A 15743-nucleotide genomic window follows, 5' to 3' on the forward strand; every position below is an offset into this window, starting at 1 on the left:
CCGTCGAAAGGGAGCTGAGAAGTGGCAAAGCTTCGCGTGGGCGTCGTCTCGCCGGAACGTGAGCTCTGGACGGGCGAGGCCGACATGGTCATTGCCAAGACCGTGGACGGCGAGATCGGTATTATGCCGGAACACGCTCCCGTGCTCGGCGTCCTCGTCGAGGGCGGGGTGCTGCGCGTCAAGCGCGACGGCGACGCCGATCTCGTCGCGGCCGTGCACGGCGGGTTCATCTCCGTCGCCAACAACGACGTGTCGATCCTGGCGGAGACGGCCGAGCTCGGCTCCGAGGTCGACGTCGCACGGGCCAAGGACGCGTTGCAGCGTGCGCAGGCCTCGATCGAGGCCGACCAGGAGGACGCGGACGCGCGGCACCAGGCCAGGCGCGCGGCTGCCCGGCTGCGGGCCGCCGGCGAAGAGGTCTGACACGGCAGAGGAGAAGGCAGTGACGGCGCTTGAGGTTCTCACGGGCGTTGTCGCCGTGCTCGCACTCCTCGTCGTGCGGGGCTTCGCCCTGGCCCGGGCCCGGGGCACGATCGTGTGCCGGGTACGCGACCGCCGGGGAGGCTGGAAAAGCGGGGTCGCCCGCTACGTAGGGGGAGAACTGCACTGGATCCCGTTCCTGGGACTCGGCCTGAGGCCGCGCCACGCGATCGCGAGGCGCGGCCTCACGGTTTCCAGCCGGAGGATGCTCGGCTCGGGTGAGGGGCCCGCCGGCTACTGGACCGTCGTCTGCTCGGCGGACCGCTCGGCGGCGAGCGCCACCCGGCCCGTCATGGCCGGCCCGCTGTGCCTGGCGATGAGCGAGGACGCCCTGACCGGCTTCCTCGCCTGGCTGGAGTCTGCCCCGCCCAGCGCCCACCTCGACGCGGCGTAGAATTGCGGTGCCTCCGGCGCGCCCCTTGATTGCTCTCAGCGGGTGGCGCCGGGCTTCCAGAGGACGTCGTCGCCGGCGGAGGCCACGCGGCACAGGATGAACATCAGGTCCGACAGGCGGTTCAGATACTTGGCCGTCAGGGGATTGACGTCGTCGTGCGCCTCCAGCGCCGCCCAGGCCATCCGCTCGGCCCGCCGTACGACCGTGCGGGCGAGGTGGAGGAAGGCCGTGGCGGGGGCCCCGCCGGGCAGGATGAAGCTGCGCAGCGGCTTGAGGGTCGCGTTGAACCGGTCGCACTGTTCTTCGAGCCAGACGATGTAGGACTCCTCCACCCGCAGCGGGGCGTACTCCATCCCCGCGGGATCGTCCACGACGGGATTGCACAGGTCCGCGCCCACGTCGAACAACTCGTTCTGCACCCTGCCCAGCACCGCCACCATGTCGTGCGGCAGGCCGCCGGTGGACAGGGCGACGCCGATCGCCGCGTTGGCCTCCTCGACGTCGGCGTACGCGGCCAGGCGGGCATCGGTCTTGCGGGTGCGGCTCATGTCGCCGAGGGAGGTCGTGCCGTCGTCGCCCGTACGGGTGTAGATCTTGGACAGTACGACCGGACTGTCGTTGTCGGCTCGGGTCATGCCGCTCAGCGTAGCCGCCGTCCGCCGCCTCAGTAAGCGGAGGCCGTCTGGGTTCCGTCCGCCGCGAAGGTGCGGCGGAAGATGAACACGCAGGCCTCCACGAGCTCGTCCGTGGGCGGGGTGGGTTCGGTCAGCACCCATTCGATCAGCAATTCGGTGATCGCGCCGATCAGCCCGAGCGCCAGCAGGTGGAGGTCCAGAGGGGGCGTGCGGCCCGCGCCCCGCGCCGAGCTCTCGATGATTTTGGTGAAGGCGGCCACGGCCTGCTGCCGGGCCCCGCTCAGCACGTTGCCGGCTCGCCGTACCTCCAGGTGCATCACCCGGGCGCGTCGCGTGTCCGCGGTGACGAAGCGGACATACTCGGCGATGCCCGCGACGATGCGGTCGTCGAGTCGGGGCGGGGCCTTCTCGATTGCCTCGCCCACCGAGGCCAGAGTCTCCTCGATGCACCGGTCATAAACCGCCCGCATCAGGTCCTCGCGGCTGGAGAAGCATTCGTAGAAGGCGCGGTTGGAGATACGCGCGGTCGCGCAGAGCCGCTCGATGGTGGTGGAGTGGAAGCCGGGGTGGGCGAACAAGGAGTAGGCGGCTGTTATGAGCCGTTCCCGCCTGTCTGCCAGCCTTTCGGCAGCCGACATCCCCCGATAGTCCCGTCCCGCCACTCTTCACCTCACGCTCTCATAGTCCCCCAGAACTCCCCATTATGAACGCAAGATCCTTTTAGTGGAAGTGCTGGGAATTAGCTGATTCAGGAACATGCTGAACCGGCCGAATGGCTTGACATAAGCATCAATCATCACGACTATTAGCAATAGGTGTGAACCGGTACAGATGCAATTGCATCTGCGATTTCGGGCCGAGCGGGGGCGAGGCGGTCGTCACCACGGCGGCGAGCGGCGGCCGAGGCCCGCCGCGTACCGAGCGGGGATGTGCGCCGGGACCGAGCCCCGTCACCCGCCCCTTCATCCGTCCTACCTGGGCTTATCGGGCCCGGAGCGAGACGGGGTGGGGGCACGGAGGATCCTGGCACCGGTCTCCCCGGTTCTGTTGGCAGGGTCTGGGGAGGGTCTCGGGAAGCTCTAGAAAGAGTCTAGAAAAGCGTGGGGTTCTCCGGCTCGATGCCGCGCAGGCCGTCGTAGTCGAGTGTGACGCAGTCGATGCCGCGGTCGGCGGCGAGCACGCGCGCCTGCGGCTTGATCTCCTGGGCGGCGAAGATTCCCTTCACGGGCGCCAGGCGCGGGTCGCGGTTGAGCAGTTCGAGATAGCGGGTGAGCTGCTCCACGCCGTCGATGTCGCCGCGCCGTTTGATCTCCACCGCCACCGCGCCGCCGAGATGGTCGCGGCAGAGGATGTCCACCGGCCCGATGGCGGTCATGTACTCCCGGCGCACCAGCGTCCAGCCGTCCCCGAGCGTGGTGATGTGCTCGGCCAGCAGCTCCTGCAGGTGCGCCTCGACGCCGTCCTTGCGCAGCCCCGGATCGACGCCGAGCTCGTGGCTGGAGTCGTGCAGGACCTCCTCGATGGTCAGCACCAGCTTCTCGCCGGTCTTGCCGTGCACCACCGACCAGGTGAGCACGCCGTCGATCGTCTCCTCGCGCACCTTGCAGGGCGGGTTCATCCAGTTCAGTGGCTTGAACGCCCGGTCGTCGGCGTGGATGGACACGCTTCCGTCCGCCTTCATCAGGACGAGCCGGGGCGCCATGGGAAGGTGAGCCGTCAGCCGCCCCACGTAATCGACGCTGCACCGCGCGATGACCAGCCGCATGAGCGTCAACCTTATCGGGCTTCCGGAGAGCCGGAGCCGTTCTCCGGCACTGTCCGCCGGTGCGCGACGTGTTCGCGTGACCGCCCCGCCGCAGGGTCTGACCGGTGCGACCGGCATCCCGGCGTACGAGGACCTACCGGTGCTGGAAGAATGGGGTGGGATCTCCCGTTCCGTCTGACATGAACTCCCCCGGAAGGACGCCCGCCGTGAGCCCCCGCCGTGCCCGCCGCCGCGGCCCGTTCGAACGCCCGGACGGCCGCGCGGCACGTCCGGTCGGCGGCTCGGTCCCGGGCGTGGACCGCGTGGAGAGCGCGCCGGACGGGGAATGGGTCGTCCGCAACGTCTCCGGGGCCATCCAGGGCAGGGCGTACCGGTGTCCGGGCTGCGAGCAGGAGATCGGTCCTGGGCTGCCGCACGTGGTGAGCTGGCCGGCGTGGTCCGGGGGAGAGGACGAGCGGCGGCACTGGCACACGGCGTGCTGGCGCAACCGGGTCAACCGGGGCCCGGGCCGCAGCCGCTACTGACACGACGTATACGAGGTGGGAATGGACATCAGGGCGTCCACGGTGCTGCCGGCCCGGCGCGAGGACATCGAGCTGCAGACGGCGGACGGGCTGACCCTCGTCGGCGAGCTGGCGACGCCCGAGACCGGGCCGCCCGCGGCCACGCTGGTCTGCCTGCACCCCCTGCCCACCCACGGCGGCATGATGGACAGCCACGTGCTGCGCAAGGCGTCGTACCGGCTGCCCGCGCTGGCCGGCATCGCCGTGCTGCGCTTCAACACGCGCGGCACGACCTCCGACCGGGGCACCTCGCAGGGGACGTTCGACGAGGGCGAGGGGGAGAGGTGGGACGTGGCCGCCGCCCTGGAGTACGCCGACTTCCACGACCTGCCGAACCCGTGGCTGCTCGGCTGGTCGTTCGGCACCGAGCTCGCGTTGCGGTGGGGCCGCGACCCGCTCGTGCGGGGCGCGATCCTGCTGTCGCCGCCGCTGAAGCGGGCCGGGGACGAGGACGTCGCCGCCTGGGGCGAGTTCGGCCGCCCGCTGGTGGCCCTCGTTCCCGAGCTGGACGACTACCTGCGCCCCGAGGAGGCCGCACGGCGGTTCGCCGCGGCGCCGCAGGCCGAGGTCATCGGCGTCGATGGAGCCAAGCACCTGTGGGTCGGCGAGCCGTACGTGCGGGTCGTGCTCGACGAGGTCGTCAGGCGCCTGAACCCCGCCGCCGCGCCGCTCCCCACCACCGTTTGACCCACCCCCGTGTGACCTGCCGCCCGCGCGTGCGCCGCCGCGCGGGCCCGCCGTCCGTACGGAGCGGGTGGTCGCACCAGGTCGCGAATCGGTGACGAAGGGCGGCCGGAGGTGTGCCGCGCGTTACCGTGAGCTGATGCAGCTCTACTCGCGATCCGCAGGAAGCGGCCTGCCTGTCGTCCTGCTCCACGCGTTTCCGCTGTCCTCGGCGATGTGGCTCGCCCAGCGGGAGGGACTCGCGCCCTTCTGCCGGGTGATCACTCCCGACCTGCGCGGCTTCGGCGGCACGCTCCTCGGCGATGACGAGCCCTCGGTCGACGCGATGGCCGACGACGTGGTGCGGCTGCTCGACCAGGAGGGCGTCGACCGCGCGGTGGTCGGCGGCCAGTCGATGGGCGGTTACGTGACCATGGCGCTGTGCCGCCGCCATCCCGGCCGGGTGCTCGGGGTGATCCTCGCCGACACCAAGGCGCAGGCCGACCCGGAGCCGGTGCGGGCCAACCGGGAGCGGATCGCCGCGGCCGTCCTGGCGGGCGACACCGGCGTCCTGCTCGAAGGGCTGCCCGCGCTGGTCGGCGCGACCACCAGGGAGCGCAGGGGAATGGTCCTCGGGAGGGTCCGCGGGCTCATGCAGGCGGCGCCCCCCGCGGCGGTCGCCTGGGCCCAGCGGGCGATAGCGGCCCGGCCCGACGCGTTCGGCACGCTCCGGTCCCTGACGGTGCCCGCACTGGTGGTCGTGGGCGACGAGGACGAGATCTCGCCGCTCGCGGACGCGCGGGCGATTGCGGAGGCCGTCCCTGAGGCGCGGCTCGCCGTCATCGAGAAGGCGGGCCACCTGTCCGCCATCGAGCAGCCCGACGCGTTCAACCGCGTCGTCGCCGAGTTCGTCAAATCCCTCGCGCCCTGATCGCCGTCCGCTCGGGCGAAAGTCGGCCCGCGCGAAGCGCGGGTCGCGCGGCGTCCTGGTAACGCGGCGTCCTGGTAACGCGGCGTCCTGGTAACGCGGCGTCCTGGTAACGCGGCGTCCTGGTAACGCGGAACGGGACCCGGCGATCATCGCCGGGCCCCGTTCTCGTAGCCGTCACTGTCGCCCGGCCGTTGAACGGCCTCGGCGGACTCCCCGAACGCGCCGGTGATCTACTCCTGCCACCACTCCGAGTCGTCGTCGCTCTTGGCCGAGCTGATCGGCTCCGCCGGCGTGGCGGACACGACCGGCTTTTCCGCGATGGGCGGAGCGGCCGACAGGGCGGGCTTCGCCGGAGCCGCGGTGACCGGGGCCGGCTCCGCCTCCATGCCCGGCAGCGGGGCGCCGCCGAGCAGCTGACGGAGCTGGGCGAGGTGGCTGGTGATGCTGTCGCGCTGGCGGGTGAGCTCGTCCACCTGGCGCTGCATCGCCGTACGGGTGCGCTCGGCCTCGTTCTTGGCGTCGGTCACTATCGTGTCGGCGCTGGTCTTGGCCTCCGCCACGAGCTGGTCCGCGTTCTTGCGCGCGTTGGCCAGCAGCTGCTTGGCGTGGGTGTCGGCCTCGCGGCGGGTCTGCTCGGCCTGCTGCGTGGCCTTGGCGGCCCGCTGCTCGGCGGTGGCGGCGCGCTGCTCGGCCTCGGCGACCAGCTTCTGGGTGTTGGCCTGGGCGGTGGCGTGCCGCTCGGCCTCCTGGCGCTCGGCGTCCTCGCGGCGGGCGGCGAGCTGGATCTCGAACTCCGCCTCGTCCTGGGCCCGCTTGGCCTCCGACTCCTCAAGGATCCGCTGCGCCTGCGCCCGCATCTCGTCCGCCTGGCGCTTGGCCGTGGTGAGCACCTCGTCGCGCTCGCGCTTGGTCGAGGCCCGCAGCTGGGCGACCTCACGCTCGGTCGTGGTGCGCAGCTTGGCGATCTCCCGCTCGGCGTCGGCCCGCTTCTCGGCGACCTCGTGGTCGGCGGTGGCGCGGATCTTGGCGACCTCGCGCTCGGTCGTCGCGGTCAGCTCGTCGGACTCGCGCCGTGCGGTGGAGCGGATCTCCTCGGCGTCGCGATCGGCGGTGCTGCGCATCTCCTCGACCTCGCGAGTGGCCAGCGCCCGCTTCTCCGCCGCCTCGTTCTCCGCCGCGGCCCGCAGGTCGGCGGCGTCCACCTTGGCGGCGGCGCGGATCTCGTTCGCCTCCGACCTGGCCGCCTGCACCAGCTCGGTGGCCTGCTCCTCCGCCAGCCGCAGCAGCTGCTCGATACGGGCGCCGAGACCGGAGTAGGTGGGCCGCTCCTGCTCCTGGAGCTGGCGCTGGGAGTCGGAGAGCTCCCGCTGAAGCCCGCTGACCTGCTCCTTGGCCTGACGCAGTTCGGTGTCGAGCGTCTTCAGGTGGTCGTGGACCTGGTGCCGGTCATAACCCCGGAGCACCACGTCGAATTCGCGGGAAGGGGCATCCTCGAAGAAGTTGTTGAGCTGGGCGTCGATGTCGGACTGCATGAGGCTCGATCCTGGTTGTCGAGACGGCTACAGGGGCCGGACGGGGGGGTCGGTTCCGAAGCGAGGAGCCGGTATTGGCATCCACGTCCGGTGATGAACGCCAGCGTACTCCGGTACTGCCGCGTTGGCGGCCCCCTCCGACTTTCTGCGCTACTTGTTACGTATGAACGTTTCTTGCGTTTACTTAACGCTTGGACGACTCCACAAGCTCGGTGAGAACCCCTCCCACGTCCTTGGGATGCAGAAACGCGATCGAAGCTCCCATCGACCCGTGTCTGGGCCGCTCGTCGACCAGGCGCACGCCCTTCGCTCCGATATCCTCCAGGGCTTTGGTGACGTCCGCCACGCCGTACCCGATATGATGCACGCCCTCGCCCCGCTTGGCGAGGAACCTGCCCACGGCTGTGTCGGGGTGCAGCGGTTCGAGAAGCTGGACGTACGACGCACCCTGGTCGCCGTCGGCGACGTGCAGCATCGCCTCCCGGACGCCCTGCTCCTCGTTCACCTCCCGGCTGACGACGGTCAGCCCGAAGACCGACTCGTAGAACTCGATCTTCTCTTCGAGGTTGTGACAGGCCACGCCCACGTGGTCGATTCGCAGGAGCATCGCAGGTCCCTTCGCCGCGCCCATATCAGGGCGACCCAACTACTCCTGGGTATGGTGACACCGTCGCCCCGATCTCGCAGTGGAGGGTCCCGAAATGTCTGGTTCCGTCATCGTCGCCGGAGCACGCACGCCCATCGGACGCCTTCTCGGCTCACTGTCCGGCCTGTCCGCCGTCGAACTCGGCGGAATTGCGATCAAGGCGGCGCTGGAGCGGGCGGGCGTCTCCCCTGACCAGGTCCAGTACGTGATCATGGGTCAGGTGCTCCAGGCGGGCGCCGGGCAGATCCCCTCCCGCCAGGCCGCGGTGAAGGCCGGAATCCCCATGACCGTGCCCTCCCTCACCATCAACAAGGTCTGCCTCTCGGGCCTGGACGCGATCGCGCTGGCTGGCCAGCTCATCCGCGCGGGCGAGTTCGACGTCGTGGTCGCGGGCGGTATGGAGTCGATGACGAACGCCCCGCACCTGCTGCCCGGCCTGCGCAAGGGCGTGAAGTACGGCGGCGCCGGGATCCTGGACTCGACGGCGTACGACGGGCTGACCGACGCCTTCGACCAGATCGCCATGGGGGAGTCCACCGAGCGTCACAACGCGAGGCTCGGACTGACCCGCGAGGAGCAGGACGCCTTCTCCGCGCGCTCGCACCAGCGCGCCGCCGAGGCCACCGAGAAGGGCCTGTTCGACGACGAGATCGTCCCGGTCGCGCTGCCGCGGCGAAGGGGGGAGCCGGTCCTGTTCTCGGCCGACGAGGGCATCCGAGGGGACACCACGCCGGAGGCCCTGGCGAAGCTGCGGCCGGCGTTCACCGAGGACGGCACGATCACGGCCGGGTCCGCCTCGCAGATCTCCGACGGCGCCGTCGCCGTGGTCGTGATGTCGCGGGCCAGGGCCGAGGAGCTGGGCCTCGAGTGGCTGGCCGAGATCGGCGCGCACGGCAACGTGGCCGGGCCGGACAACTCGCTCCAGTCGCAGCCCGCCAACGCGATCAGCCAGGCGCTGGCCAAGCAGGGGATCGGCGTGGACGACCTCGACCTGCTGGAGATCAACGAGGCGTTCGCCCAGGTCGTGCTGCAGTCGGCGAAGGAGCTCGGCGTCCCGCTCGACAAGGTCAACGTCAACGGCGGCGGCATCGCGCTCGGCCACCCGATCGGCGCGTCCGGCGCCCGCATCGTGCTGACCCTGGCCCACGAGCTGCGCAGGCGTGGCGGCGGCCTCGGCGCGGCCGGGCTGTGCGGCGGCGGCGGCCAGGGCGACGCACTGATCATCCGGGTGCCCGCGCCCGGGGCCTGACCGGGGAACGGAGTGAACGTGGACGTCCGGGAGCTGGCCGCCCAGGTGCGGCTGGGACGGCCGAGGGCGGTGGCCCGGCTGATCTCGCTCGTCGAGAACGCCGCGGAGAACATCGCCGAGAACGTCACAGGGAACGTCACAGGGAATGCCACTGGGAACGCCGCGCGTGCCGGTGGTGCGGGCGAGGCGGAGCCGCAGGGAGGCAACCGTGTCCTGCGCGAGGTCATGGCCGACCTCGCCACCGGCGCGGCCCGGCCGTACACCGCCCGGGTGATCGGCCTGACCGGCGCCCCCGGCGTCGGCAAGTCGACCTCGACCGGCACGCTCATCCGGGCGTTCCGCAGACGGGGCAGCAGGGTGGGGGTGCTGGCGGTCGATCCGTCCAGCCCGTTCACCGGCGGCGCGCTGCTCGGCGACCGCGTGCGGATGCAGGAGCACGCGACCGATCCGGAGGTCTTCATCCGCAGCATGTCCAGCCGGGGCCACCTGGGCGGGCTCGCGTGGGCCACGCCGCAGGCGCTGCGGGTGCTGGAGGCGGCCGGCTGCGACGTGATCCTCGTCGAGACGGTCGGCGTCGGTCAGGCCGAGGTGGACGTCGCCCGGCTGGCGGACACCACCGTCGTCATCCTCGCCCCCGGCATGGGTGACGGCGTGCAGGCCGCGAAGGCGGGCATCCTGGAGGTCGCCGACGTGCTGGTGGTGAACAAGGCCGACCGGGACGGCGCCCAGGCGACGGTGCGCGAGCTGCGGAACATGACGGGGCTCGCCGAGCCGCCGTGGCGTCCCCCGATCGTCACGACGGTCGCGTCCAGGGAAGAGGGCGCCGACGATCTGACGGCCGCACTCGACAAGCACCAGGCGTACCTGGACGAGTCGGGCGAGGGGCGCAGGCGGCGGCTGGCCCGCGCCCGCGACGAGATCGAGGCCATCGCGCTCGCCGGGCTCCGCTCCCGCTTCGCCGGGCTGCACGGCGACCGCCTGGACGCGCTGGCCGCGCGGCTGCTCGACGCGGGGACCGACCCCTACACCGCCGCCGACGACCTCCTCGCCGCGCTGCGCCGACAGTAGGGCAGTACGGGTCAGGGTTCGCCGGTGTACTTGATCGTGACGGTGGTGAAGCCGAGCGACTTCAGCATGCCCTCCAGCATGGCCTTGGTGTTCTGGTCGGCCCTGGAGCGCAGGTCGCCGGCGGCGGCGGCGTCCCCGATCTTGCGTTCGGCCAGGACGTACAGCTCCTGCTGGTTCTGCGGCGACGACGACAGCAGGTCGGAGATGCGGTCGAAGATGCCCCGTTCCTGCGCGAACACGTAGGACCGCTTGTTGTCGAGGTTCGGCTTCTCCAGCTCGGCGTGCGGCAGCCGTACGGTCACCGCCGTGCGGTCGGGAGAGACCGTGAGCGCGTCCTTCGGCAGGCCCGAGAACTCCACGTACGCGTCGACGCTGCCGGCTCCGACGAACAGCGTCCGGCTGCCCTTGATGGCGTCGGGCAGGAACTTCGCGTCCTTCTCCAGATCGACGATGACCTGGAACTCGCCGGTCGCGGCCTCGAAGCGGCTCAGGTTCTGCATCGACCGCAGCAGCGCGGGCCCGCTCCTGTCGATGGTCTGGTCGCCCAGCGGGTCGATCCAGGACCAGGTCAGGCGGGCGCCGACCACGAGCAGAGCGATCACGAGGAGCAGACCGGCGAGCACCCACCAGCCGCGCCCCCGGCGGCGGGCGGGTATCCCGGCGCCCGTCGTGGCGTCGGTGGCGGAGTCTGCCCCGGGGCCGGCGTCGGCCGGCGCGAAGGAGGGACGTGTCTTTCGGTCCACGGGTGGAATCTTCCCGGTATTTCGGCGATCTCACGCGCGGCAAGATCAATCCCTCTTTTCGCCGGTCTTCGGCTCTCCAAAACCCCGTCTTCGGCCCGCCCCAACCGGGACGAGCCGCCTGACCGTGCGGCGATCAGGCGGCTTCGCCCCCCGGAGCCAGGCCGCAGTCAGGCCGCAGCCAGGCCGGAGCCGGGCCGGAGCCGGGACCGGAGCCGGGCCGGAATCAGGAGGGTCCCAGGAGGGCGGCGGGCACGTCCGTCACCTGGGGAGCGTCCTGCGCTGTGTCGCGACCGCCGGTGTCGCGACCGCCGGTGTCGCGACCGCCGGTGTCGCGACCGCCGGTGTCGCGACCGCCGGTGTCGTGTCCGCCGGTGTCACGGGTGTCTGTGTCGCGGCCGCCCATGCCACGGGTGCCCGTGTCGCGGCCGCCGATGCCGCGGCCGGAGTCGTCGCCTGTGCGCCGGTCGCCACGGCCGGGGCCGGGACCGGGGCCAGGGCCGCGTTCCGCCACGCCGCGTCGCTCGCCGCGCCCAGGGGCGCGGCCCGGCGAGTCGCCCGTTCCGTGCCCTCCTCCTGCCTGTCCGCCTCCTGCCTGTCCGTCGGCCCCGATGACGTCGGCCCCGATGACGTCGGCTCGCCGCCCGCCGGGACCCCTCTCGTTCCGTATTCCGTCGTGCGTCCGCCCCTGCCGCCCGGAGGCGGTGTCCCCTGGGAGGCCTGGCTGCGCGCCTTCGGTGGCGGAGCCTCCGTTCCAGGGGCCGGGCCGCGGGCGGGTGGATCCGGCGGCGCCGTCCGCAGGGCCCGCACCGACCGGACCTGTGCCAGGGGCTCCCGGTTCGCCTGTGGGGACGGGCGCACCGGCGGACGGCGTCGCCCCGGCGTGCCCGGCCGGATCCGCCGGGGTGGGATCGACGGGATAAGGAGTCACCGCGGGGTTCACCGGCCGGGTGCCCCCACCGAAGTGCCTGGCCTGCAGGCCGCAGGAGACGAAGTCGGAGTAGAACAGCCGCAGCCAGTCGTGCCGCTGGGCATCGGTCAGTTCCGAGAACCACAGGGCGGCGGCGTGCTGCTCCGGAAGCTCTCCGGGAGGCAGCGGATCGTTGCGCAGCCAGGCGACGACGATCGCCCGGTAGCCCTCCGCGGCCACTTCGGAGCAGGGGCGGGCCAGCCCGTCGAGGAACTCGGTGGCGGCCCGCTGGGCGTATCCGGCGCCGAGATCGCCGAGGTGGACGACCACGACTCCCGGCGCCGCCGGCCCGCCCTCGCCGGGCGCGCGCTGCTCGACCCGTTTGAAGGCGGCCGGGGTCCCGGCCAGCCGCGCCGCGAGCATGGTGAACATGCCCGCGAGGTCGGTCAGCCCCGCGCGCAGCGCCGGACGCACGCACACGGTGATAGGCCACTCCTGGCAGGCGTAGCGTTCACTCGCCAGCGTGGTCCGCGGCTCGCTCACCAGCCGGGCCGCGCCCGTCCCCGCCGCGAGGACGGCGATCGCCGCGGCGGCCAGCGCCAGCGTCCGTCCGGTCACCAGGGCGACCCACCCGAGGAACAGCGCGGCGCTGAGCCCCACCAGCCAGAGCGCCTGGTCCGCGTAGGCGGTCTCGCCGGCCGCGAGCAACTCGTACGGCTGCCGGGCGGCGGGGATGAGCCGGCCGGCCCAGCCGGGCCCGGTCGCCAGCAGGGTGAAGACGCCGTACGTGCCCGCTCCCGCGAGCAGCGGGACGACGGTGACCGGCAGTATCCAGCCCAGTATCCAGCCGACCATCACGTACAGCCCCAGGCCCGCGACGGACATGGCGAGGCCGCCGGGCAGCAGCGCGCCGCCCTGCCCGGTCAGCGCGGCGCGCAGGCCGAGCAGCAGGACGGTCGCCCCGAACGACCCGGTCACGACCGCGATGATCGACAACGGCGCCCTGGCGGCCCGCCAGGGCGTCAGGACGCGGCCGCGCTCGGCGCGGCGCCTGCGCAGCGCCACCCACGCCGCGAACGCGGCGCCGACCGGCCCTGTCAGCCGCAGCGAGCCGATGACGGCCGCCACTATCTCGTCCCAGTCCATGAAACCGGGAATAAGGACGCTCCACGCGGCGACGAGCCCGAGCACGAGCAGCACGGTCCCCGCGACCAGCGCGCCGTGTTTCAGCTCTCCGCGTGAACCGCCCCTGTGCTCACCCACAGCCGGGCGCGGCCACCGGCCACGCCGTCGAAGTCCGGCGCGCATGCGGCGCCGGGACAGCAGTGCTGCCCATTGAGAATCTCCCCCGTGTCTGTGTGAGCGGTGTGCGGACCCGCGCCGTTCCCCGTGGCGCTGATCCTCCGGCCGGCCTCGCCTCGCCTGCTCCGTGCGGGTGTCCCCGGATCCCGTTGTCCGCCGCGGCCGGCCGACGACCGGCCGCTTCCCCTGCGGCGAGATCCTGTGACACCCGGTAGCAGACGGGGTTCCCCGTGCCGCCGGGTTTGCCGCCGCCTCACCTTTCGACGTGGCAACCATAACGGAGCGTGACCCTGCCGGGAGGAGTTCTGGGGTCAAGGACTCGGTCCGGTTACGCTGGGCCGCCCTGGACGATCAAGGCCGGAGCCGCGCTACCGTATATCGCTGTGTCCGTTCCGCCCAGCTCAGAGCCATCGCCCGTGACCGGTTCCCGGCCGCTCAAGCTCCCGTTCGACCCGATCGAGAGGGCCGCCGAGACCTGGCGCGCGACGTTCGGGCCGTCGTCCGCCATGGCCGCCGTGACTTCGATCATGAGAGCCCATCAGATCCTGCTGGCGCAACTGGACACGCTGCTCAAGCCCTACGACCTGACCTTCGCCAGGTACGAGGCGCTCGTGCTGCTGACGTTCAGCAGGTCGGGGGCGCTGCCGTTGTCGAAGATCGGCGAGCGGCTGATGGTGCATCCCACGAGCGTCACCAACACGGTCGACCGGCTGGAGCGCGCCGGGCTGGTGCGGCGCATGCGCAACCCGCGCGACGGCCGCGGGGTGCTCGCCGAGATCACCGCTGAGGGCCGGGACATCGTACGGCGGGCCACGGACGACCTGATGAACGCCGGTTTCGGCCTGGGCATGTACGACGACGCCGAACTGGGCGAGATGTTCGGCCTGCTCCGGACGCTCCGGGTCGCGGCGGGCGATTTCGGCCCCTGACCCCCCGGCTCCTGCCTCCCGTTCCCGGCCCCCCGACGTGAACGGGCCCCCGACGTGAAGGGGCCCCGGCCGCTGTCGCGCGGCCGGGGCCCGGAAGGGCGGACCGGTGGCGCGCCCGCGTGTTCACGGGCGCGCCGCCGATCCGCGGTCGTCAGCGGCCGACGGCGTGGAGGGCGTCGACGATGCCCTTGCCGTAGAAGCCGTTGCCGGCCGCGGTGCCCTCGCAGACGTGCGTGGTCGTCACCGTGGTGCCGCTCGGCAGGTTGCGGGTGTAGGTGTAGGCGGGCGGGTTCGGGCAGGCCGCCTTGGTCGCCGTGCCCTTGAGGATGGCCTCGACCCTGTCCGGGTCCATGGTCAGGCCGCCGCGGAAGCGGTCACGCTGGCCGTACCGGCTGACGATGAGCGCCGCGACGCCGGCCGCGCGCGGCGAGGCCATCGAGGTGCCCTGCAGGTACTGGTAGTAGGCGCAGGTCGAGCCCTTGCAGTCCTTCACCACGTAGTCGACCGTGGGGTCGCCGTTCGCGTCGATCTCGCCGTTGGCCAGGGCCAGCGCCTTGGGGTACGCGGACAGGGTGGCCTTGCCGACGTCCCGCGTGTTGCCGGGGGTGTCGTAGACGTCGCCGCCGGGCGAGGCCACGTCGATGTAGCCGTTGCCGTAGCTGGAGTAGTAGGCCTTCCGCTTGCTGATGCCGGTGGAGGACACCGAGATCACATGCTCGGCCTCGGCCGGCAGCGAGACGCAGGACGCGGGGATGGTCCGGGTCCTGACCGCCTGGCCGGGGAAGGTGGCGTAGTCGGGGCTGACCGAGTCGACGTTGGTCCTGGTGTAGTCGATCGCCTCGTTGCCGGCCGCGGCGACCAGCGTCACCCCGTGCGCGTGCGCATAGTTGATCGCCCGCTGGGTGGCGGCGATGTAGAGCCGCTGCTGCGCCTGCTCCTCGGGGCTGTCGGCCGGGTTGTCGGCGCAGTTGAACAGCCACGGGTCGATGTAGTAGCTCATGTTGACCACGTCGACGCCGATGTCGCCCGCGTAGGTGAGGGCGTCGACGGTCGGCTGGAGGAAGAAGTAGCCCGAGTCCTGGCCGGCCCGCAGGTTCACGATCGTCACCTTGGGTGCGACGCCGGAGATGCCCAGCTTGTTGATGGGCGCGGCGATCGACGAGGCGACGTGGGTGCCGTGGCCGTCCTCGTCCACGTCGTTCGGGTCGGTGCAGGACCCGTCGGGGTCGTCCTCACACGGCCCGTCGATCTCGTTGCCGTTGGCGTCCGCGGGCACGTCGACGGTGAAGTTCCGGCTCAGCCTGCGGTCGAAGTTGGGCGCGATGTCGGGGTGCGAGCCGTCGACGCCGGTGTCGAGGATGCCGACGAGGACGCCCTTGTCGCCCTGCTCGTACCTGTGCGCCTCGTCCGCGTGGATCTGCTTCATGTCCCACTGCAGGTCGGCGAGCGGCTCGTCCTTGACGTTGCGCCCCCACTTGGGACCCTTGCCGCCCCGGCCCTCCCTCTCGACGCCCCGGTTCCTGGCCGCCCGCGAGGGGGCCTTCCGCGCGGCGGACGCCTTGGCGTCGTCGGGCGCGCTGCCGATCACCCGGTTGGGCGCGACGCCCTCGATGGCCGCGGCCCCGGCGAGGGCCGTGGCGAAGCCGGCGTTCGTGCTGCTGACCGTGGCCACGCCGACCTCGGTGTTCACCTTCACCACGGTGCCTCCCGCGGCCTCGATCGCCTTCTGGGCGTCCGCCGCGGACGTGCCTTCCTTGTACAACACCACGTATTCGGTCTGCGTCACCGATCCGGTGGCCGTCGGTACGGCCTGCGCGGGTACGGCGAGGGTTGCCGCCACCATCGCCGCGGTCGCGGCGACGACTGTCAAGCGGTTCACATCCACCTCCGTGTGCACCTTCAAGGGCGGTGACCATATTTGAAGATTTCCGCGAGC

General features: G+C 71.9%; 16 protein-coding genes. 8 read left to right on the forward strand and 8 right to left on the reverse strand.

Annotated features, from left to right (window positions below):
* Window positions 1-21 precede the first annotated feature (21 nt).
* Window positions 22-423 (forward strand): F0F1 ATP synthase subunit epsilon, encoded by a 402-nt coding sequence (locus OG344_RS17625; RefSeq protein ID WP_117409063.1) that lies wholly within the window; start codon window positions 22-24, stop codon window positions 421-423.
* A gap of 19 nt (window positions 424-442) precedes the next feature.
* Window positions 443-874: a DUF2550 family protein gene (locus OG344_RS17630; protein ID WP_327044378.1), complete on the forward strand. Its 432-nt coding sequence runs from the start codon at window positions 443-445 to the stop codon at window positions 872-874.
* Between the two features lie 35 nt (window positions 875-909).
* Here OG344_RS17630 and OG344_RS17635 read toward each other — a convergent pair whose 3' ends face one another.
* From OG344_RS17635 to nucS, 3 genes are all read right to left on the reverse strand, one after another.
* Window positions 910-1509, reverse strand: coding sequence for a cob(I)yrinic acid a,c-diamide adenosyltransferase (locus OG344_RS17635; RefSeq protein ID WP_405084051.1), 600 nt, complete (start codon window positions 1507-1509; stop codon window positions 910-912).
* A gap of 29 nt (window positions 1510-1538) precedes the next feature.
* Window positions 1539-2171, reverse strand: coding sequence for a TetR/AcrR family transcriptional regulator (locus tag OG344_RS17640; RefSeq protein ID WP_405084052.1), 633 nt, complete (start codon window positions 2169-2171; stop codon window positions 1539-1541).
* A gap of 428 nt (window positions 2172-2599) precedes the next feature.
* On the reverse strand, window positions 2600-3274 hold the full coding sequence (gene nucS, locus OG344_RS17645; RefSeq protein WP_405084053.1) for an endonuclease NucS: 675 nt from the start codon (window positions 3272-3274) through the stop codon (window positions 2600-2602).
* Window positions 3275-3480: 206 nt separating this feature from the next.
* Here nucS and OG344_RS17650 point away from each other — a divergent pair, with 206 nt between their 5' ends.
* From OG344_RS17650 to OG344_RS17660, 3 genes are all read left to right on the forward strand, one after another.
* The gene (locus OG344_RS17650) at window positions 3481-3798 is read left to right on the forward strand and encodes an ATP/GTP-binding protein (protein WP_405084054.1); all 318 of its coding nucleotides are present in this window, start codon (window positions 3481-3483) and stop codon (window positions 3796-3798) included.
* A 21-nt stretch (window positions 3799-3819) separates the two neighbouring features.
* Entirely contained in the window at window positions 3820-4524 is a 705-nt protein-coding gene (locus OG344_RS17655; RefSeq protein WP_405084055.1) for an alpha/beta hydrolase, read from the forward strand.
* A gap of 136 nt (window positions 4525-4660) precedes the next feature.
* The gene (locus OG344_RS17660; RefSeq protein WP_405084056.1) at window positions 4661-5431 is read left to right on the forward strand and encodes an alpha/beta fold hydrolase; all 771 of its coding nucleotides are present in this window, start codon (window positions 4661-4663) and stop codon (window positions 5429-5431) included.
* 230 nt (window positions 5432-5661) lie between these two features.
* On the opposite strand, the gene OG344_RS17665 is transcribed toward OG344_RS17660, so the two are convergent.
* The gene (locus tag OG344_RS17665) at window positions 5662-6963 is read right to left on the reverse strand and encodes a DivIVA domain-containing protein (protein ID WP_327044387.1); all 1302 of its coding nucleotides are present in this window, start codon (window positions 6961-6963) and stop codon (window positions 5662-5664) included.
* A gap of 184 nt (window positions 6964-7147) precedes the next feature.
* Window positions 7148-7570, reverse strand: coding sequence for a methylmalonyl-CoA epimerase (mce, locus tag OG344_RS17670; protein ID WP_327044388.1), 423 nt, complete (start codon window positions 7568-7570; stop codon window positions 7148-7150).
* A 94-nt stretch (window positions 7571-7664) separates the two neighbouring features.
* Between mce and OG344_RS17675 the strand changes: the two genes are divergently transcribed.
* Together OG344_RS17675 and meaB are read left to right on the forward strand one after the other, a co-directional pair.
* On the forward strand, window positions 7665-8858 hold the full coding sequence (locus OG344_RS17675) for an acetyl-CoA C-acetyltransferase (RefSeq protein WP_327044389.1): 1194 nt from the start codon (window positions 7665-7667) through the stop codon (window positions 8856-8858).
* Between the two features lie 18 nt (window positions 8859-8876).
* Window positions 8877-9926, forward strand: a complete 1050-nt coding sequence (gene meaB, locus OG344_RS17680; RefSeq protein WP_405089111.1) for a methylmalonyl Co-A mutase-associated GTPase MeaB — start codon at window positions 8877-8879, stop codon at window positions 9924-9926.
* A gap of 11 nt (window positions 9927-9937) precedes the next feature.
* Here the strand turns inward: meaB and OG344_RS17685 are convergent, their stop codons facing one another.
* Both OG344_RS17685 and OG344_RS17690 read right to left on the reverse strand, forming a co-directional pair.
* Window positions 9938-10669: a DUF4230 domain-containing protein gene (locus OG344_RS17685; protein WP_405084057.1), complete on the reverse strand. Its 732-nt coding sequence runs from the start codon at window positions 10667-10669 to the stop codon at window positions 9938-9940.
* 223 nt (window positions 10670-10892) lie between these two features.
* Complete coding sequence (locus OG344_RS17690) at window positions 10893-12839, reverse strand: hypothetical protein (protein ID WP_405084058.1); 1947 nt, start codon at window positions 12837-12839, stop codon at window positions 10893-10895.
* Between the two features lie 455 nt (window positions 12840-13294).
* Here OG344_RS17690 and OG344_RS17695 point away from each other — a divergent pair, with 455 nt between their 5' ends.
* Window positions 13295-13807: a MarR family transcriptional regulator gene (locus OG344_RS17695; protein WP_327044393.1), complete on the forward strand. Its 513-nt coding sequence runs from the start codon at window positions 13295-13297 to the stop codon at window positions 13805-13807.
* Window positions 13808-13958: 151 nt separating this feature from the next.
* On the opposite strand, the gene OG344_RS17700 is transcribed toward OG344_RS17695, so the two are convergent.
* Window positions 13959-15686 carry a S8 family serine peptidase gene (locus OG344_RS17700; protein WP_405084059.1) on the reverse strand — a complete coding sequence of 576 codons (1728 nt, stop codon included), beginning with the start codon at window positions 15684-15686 and terminating at the stop codon, window positions 13959-13961.
* Between the last annotated feature and the right edge of the window lie 57 nt (window positions 15687-15743).

Source organism: Microbispora sp. NBC_01389 (assembly GCF_045040095.1).
Taxonomy (GTDB): Bacteria; Actinomycetota; Actinomycetes; order Streptosporangiales; family Streptosporangiaceae; genus Microbispora.

Excerpts from the sequence above, each read along its gene's own strand:
- OG344_RS17635 (WP_405084051.1), bottom strand. The coding sequence starts at position 1,509 with ATGACCCGAGCCGACAACGACAGTCCGGTCGTACTGTCCAAGATCTAC.
- nucS (WP_405084053.1), bottom strand. The coding sequence starts at position 3,274 with ATGCGGCTGGTCATCGCGCGGTGCAGCGTCGATTACGTGGGGCGGCTG.
- OG344_RS17655 (WP_405084055.1), top strand. The coding sequence starts at position 3,820 with ATGGACATCAGGGCGTCCACGGTGCTGCCGGCCCGGCGCGAGGACATC.
- OG344_RS17660 (WP_405084056.1), top strand. The coding sequence starts at position 4,661 with ATGCAGCTCTACTCGCGATCCGCAGGAAGCGGCCTGCCTGTCGTCCTG.
- OG344_RS17665 (WP_327044387.1), bottom strand. The coding sequence starts at position 6,963 with ATGCAGTCCGACATCGACGCCCAGCTCAACAACTTCTTCGAGGATGCC.
- mce (WP_327044388.1), bottom strand. The coding sequence starts at position 7,570 with ATGCTCCTGCGAATCGACCACGTGGGCGTGGCCTGTCACAACCTCGAA.
- OG344_RS17675 (WP_327044389.1), top strand. The coding sequence starts at position 7,665 with ATGTCTGGTTCCGTCATCGTCGCCGGAGCACGCACGCCCATCGGACGC.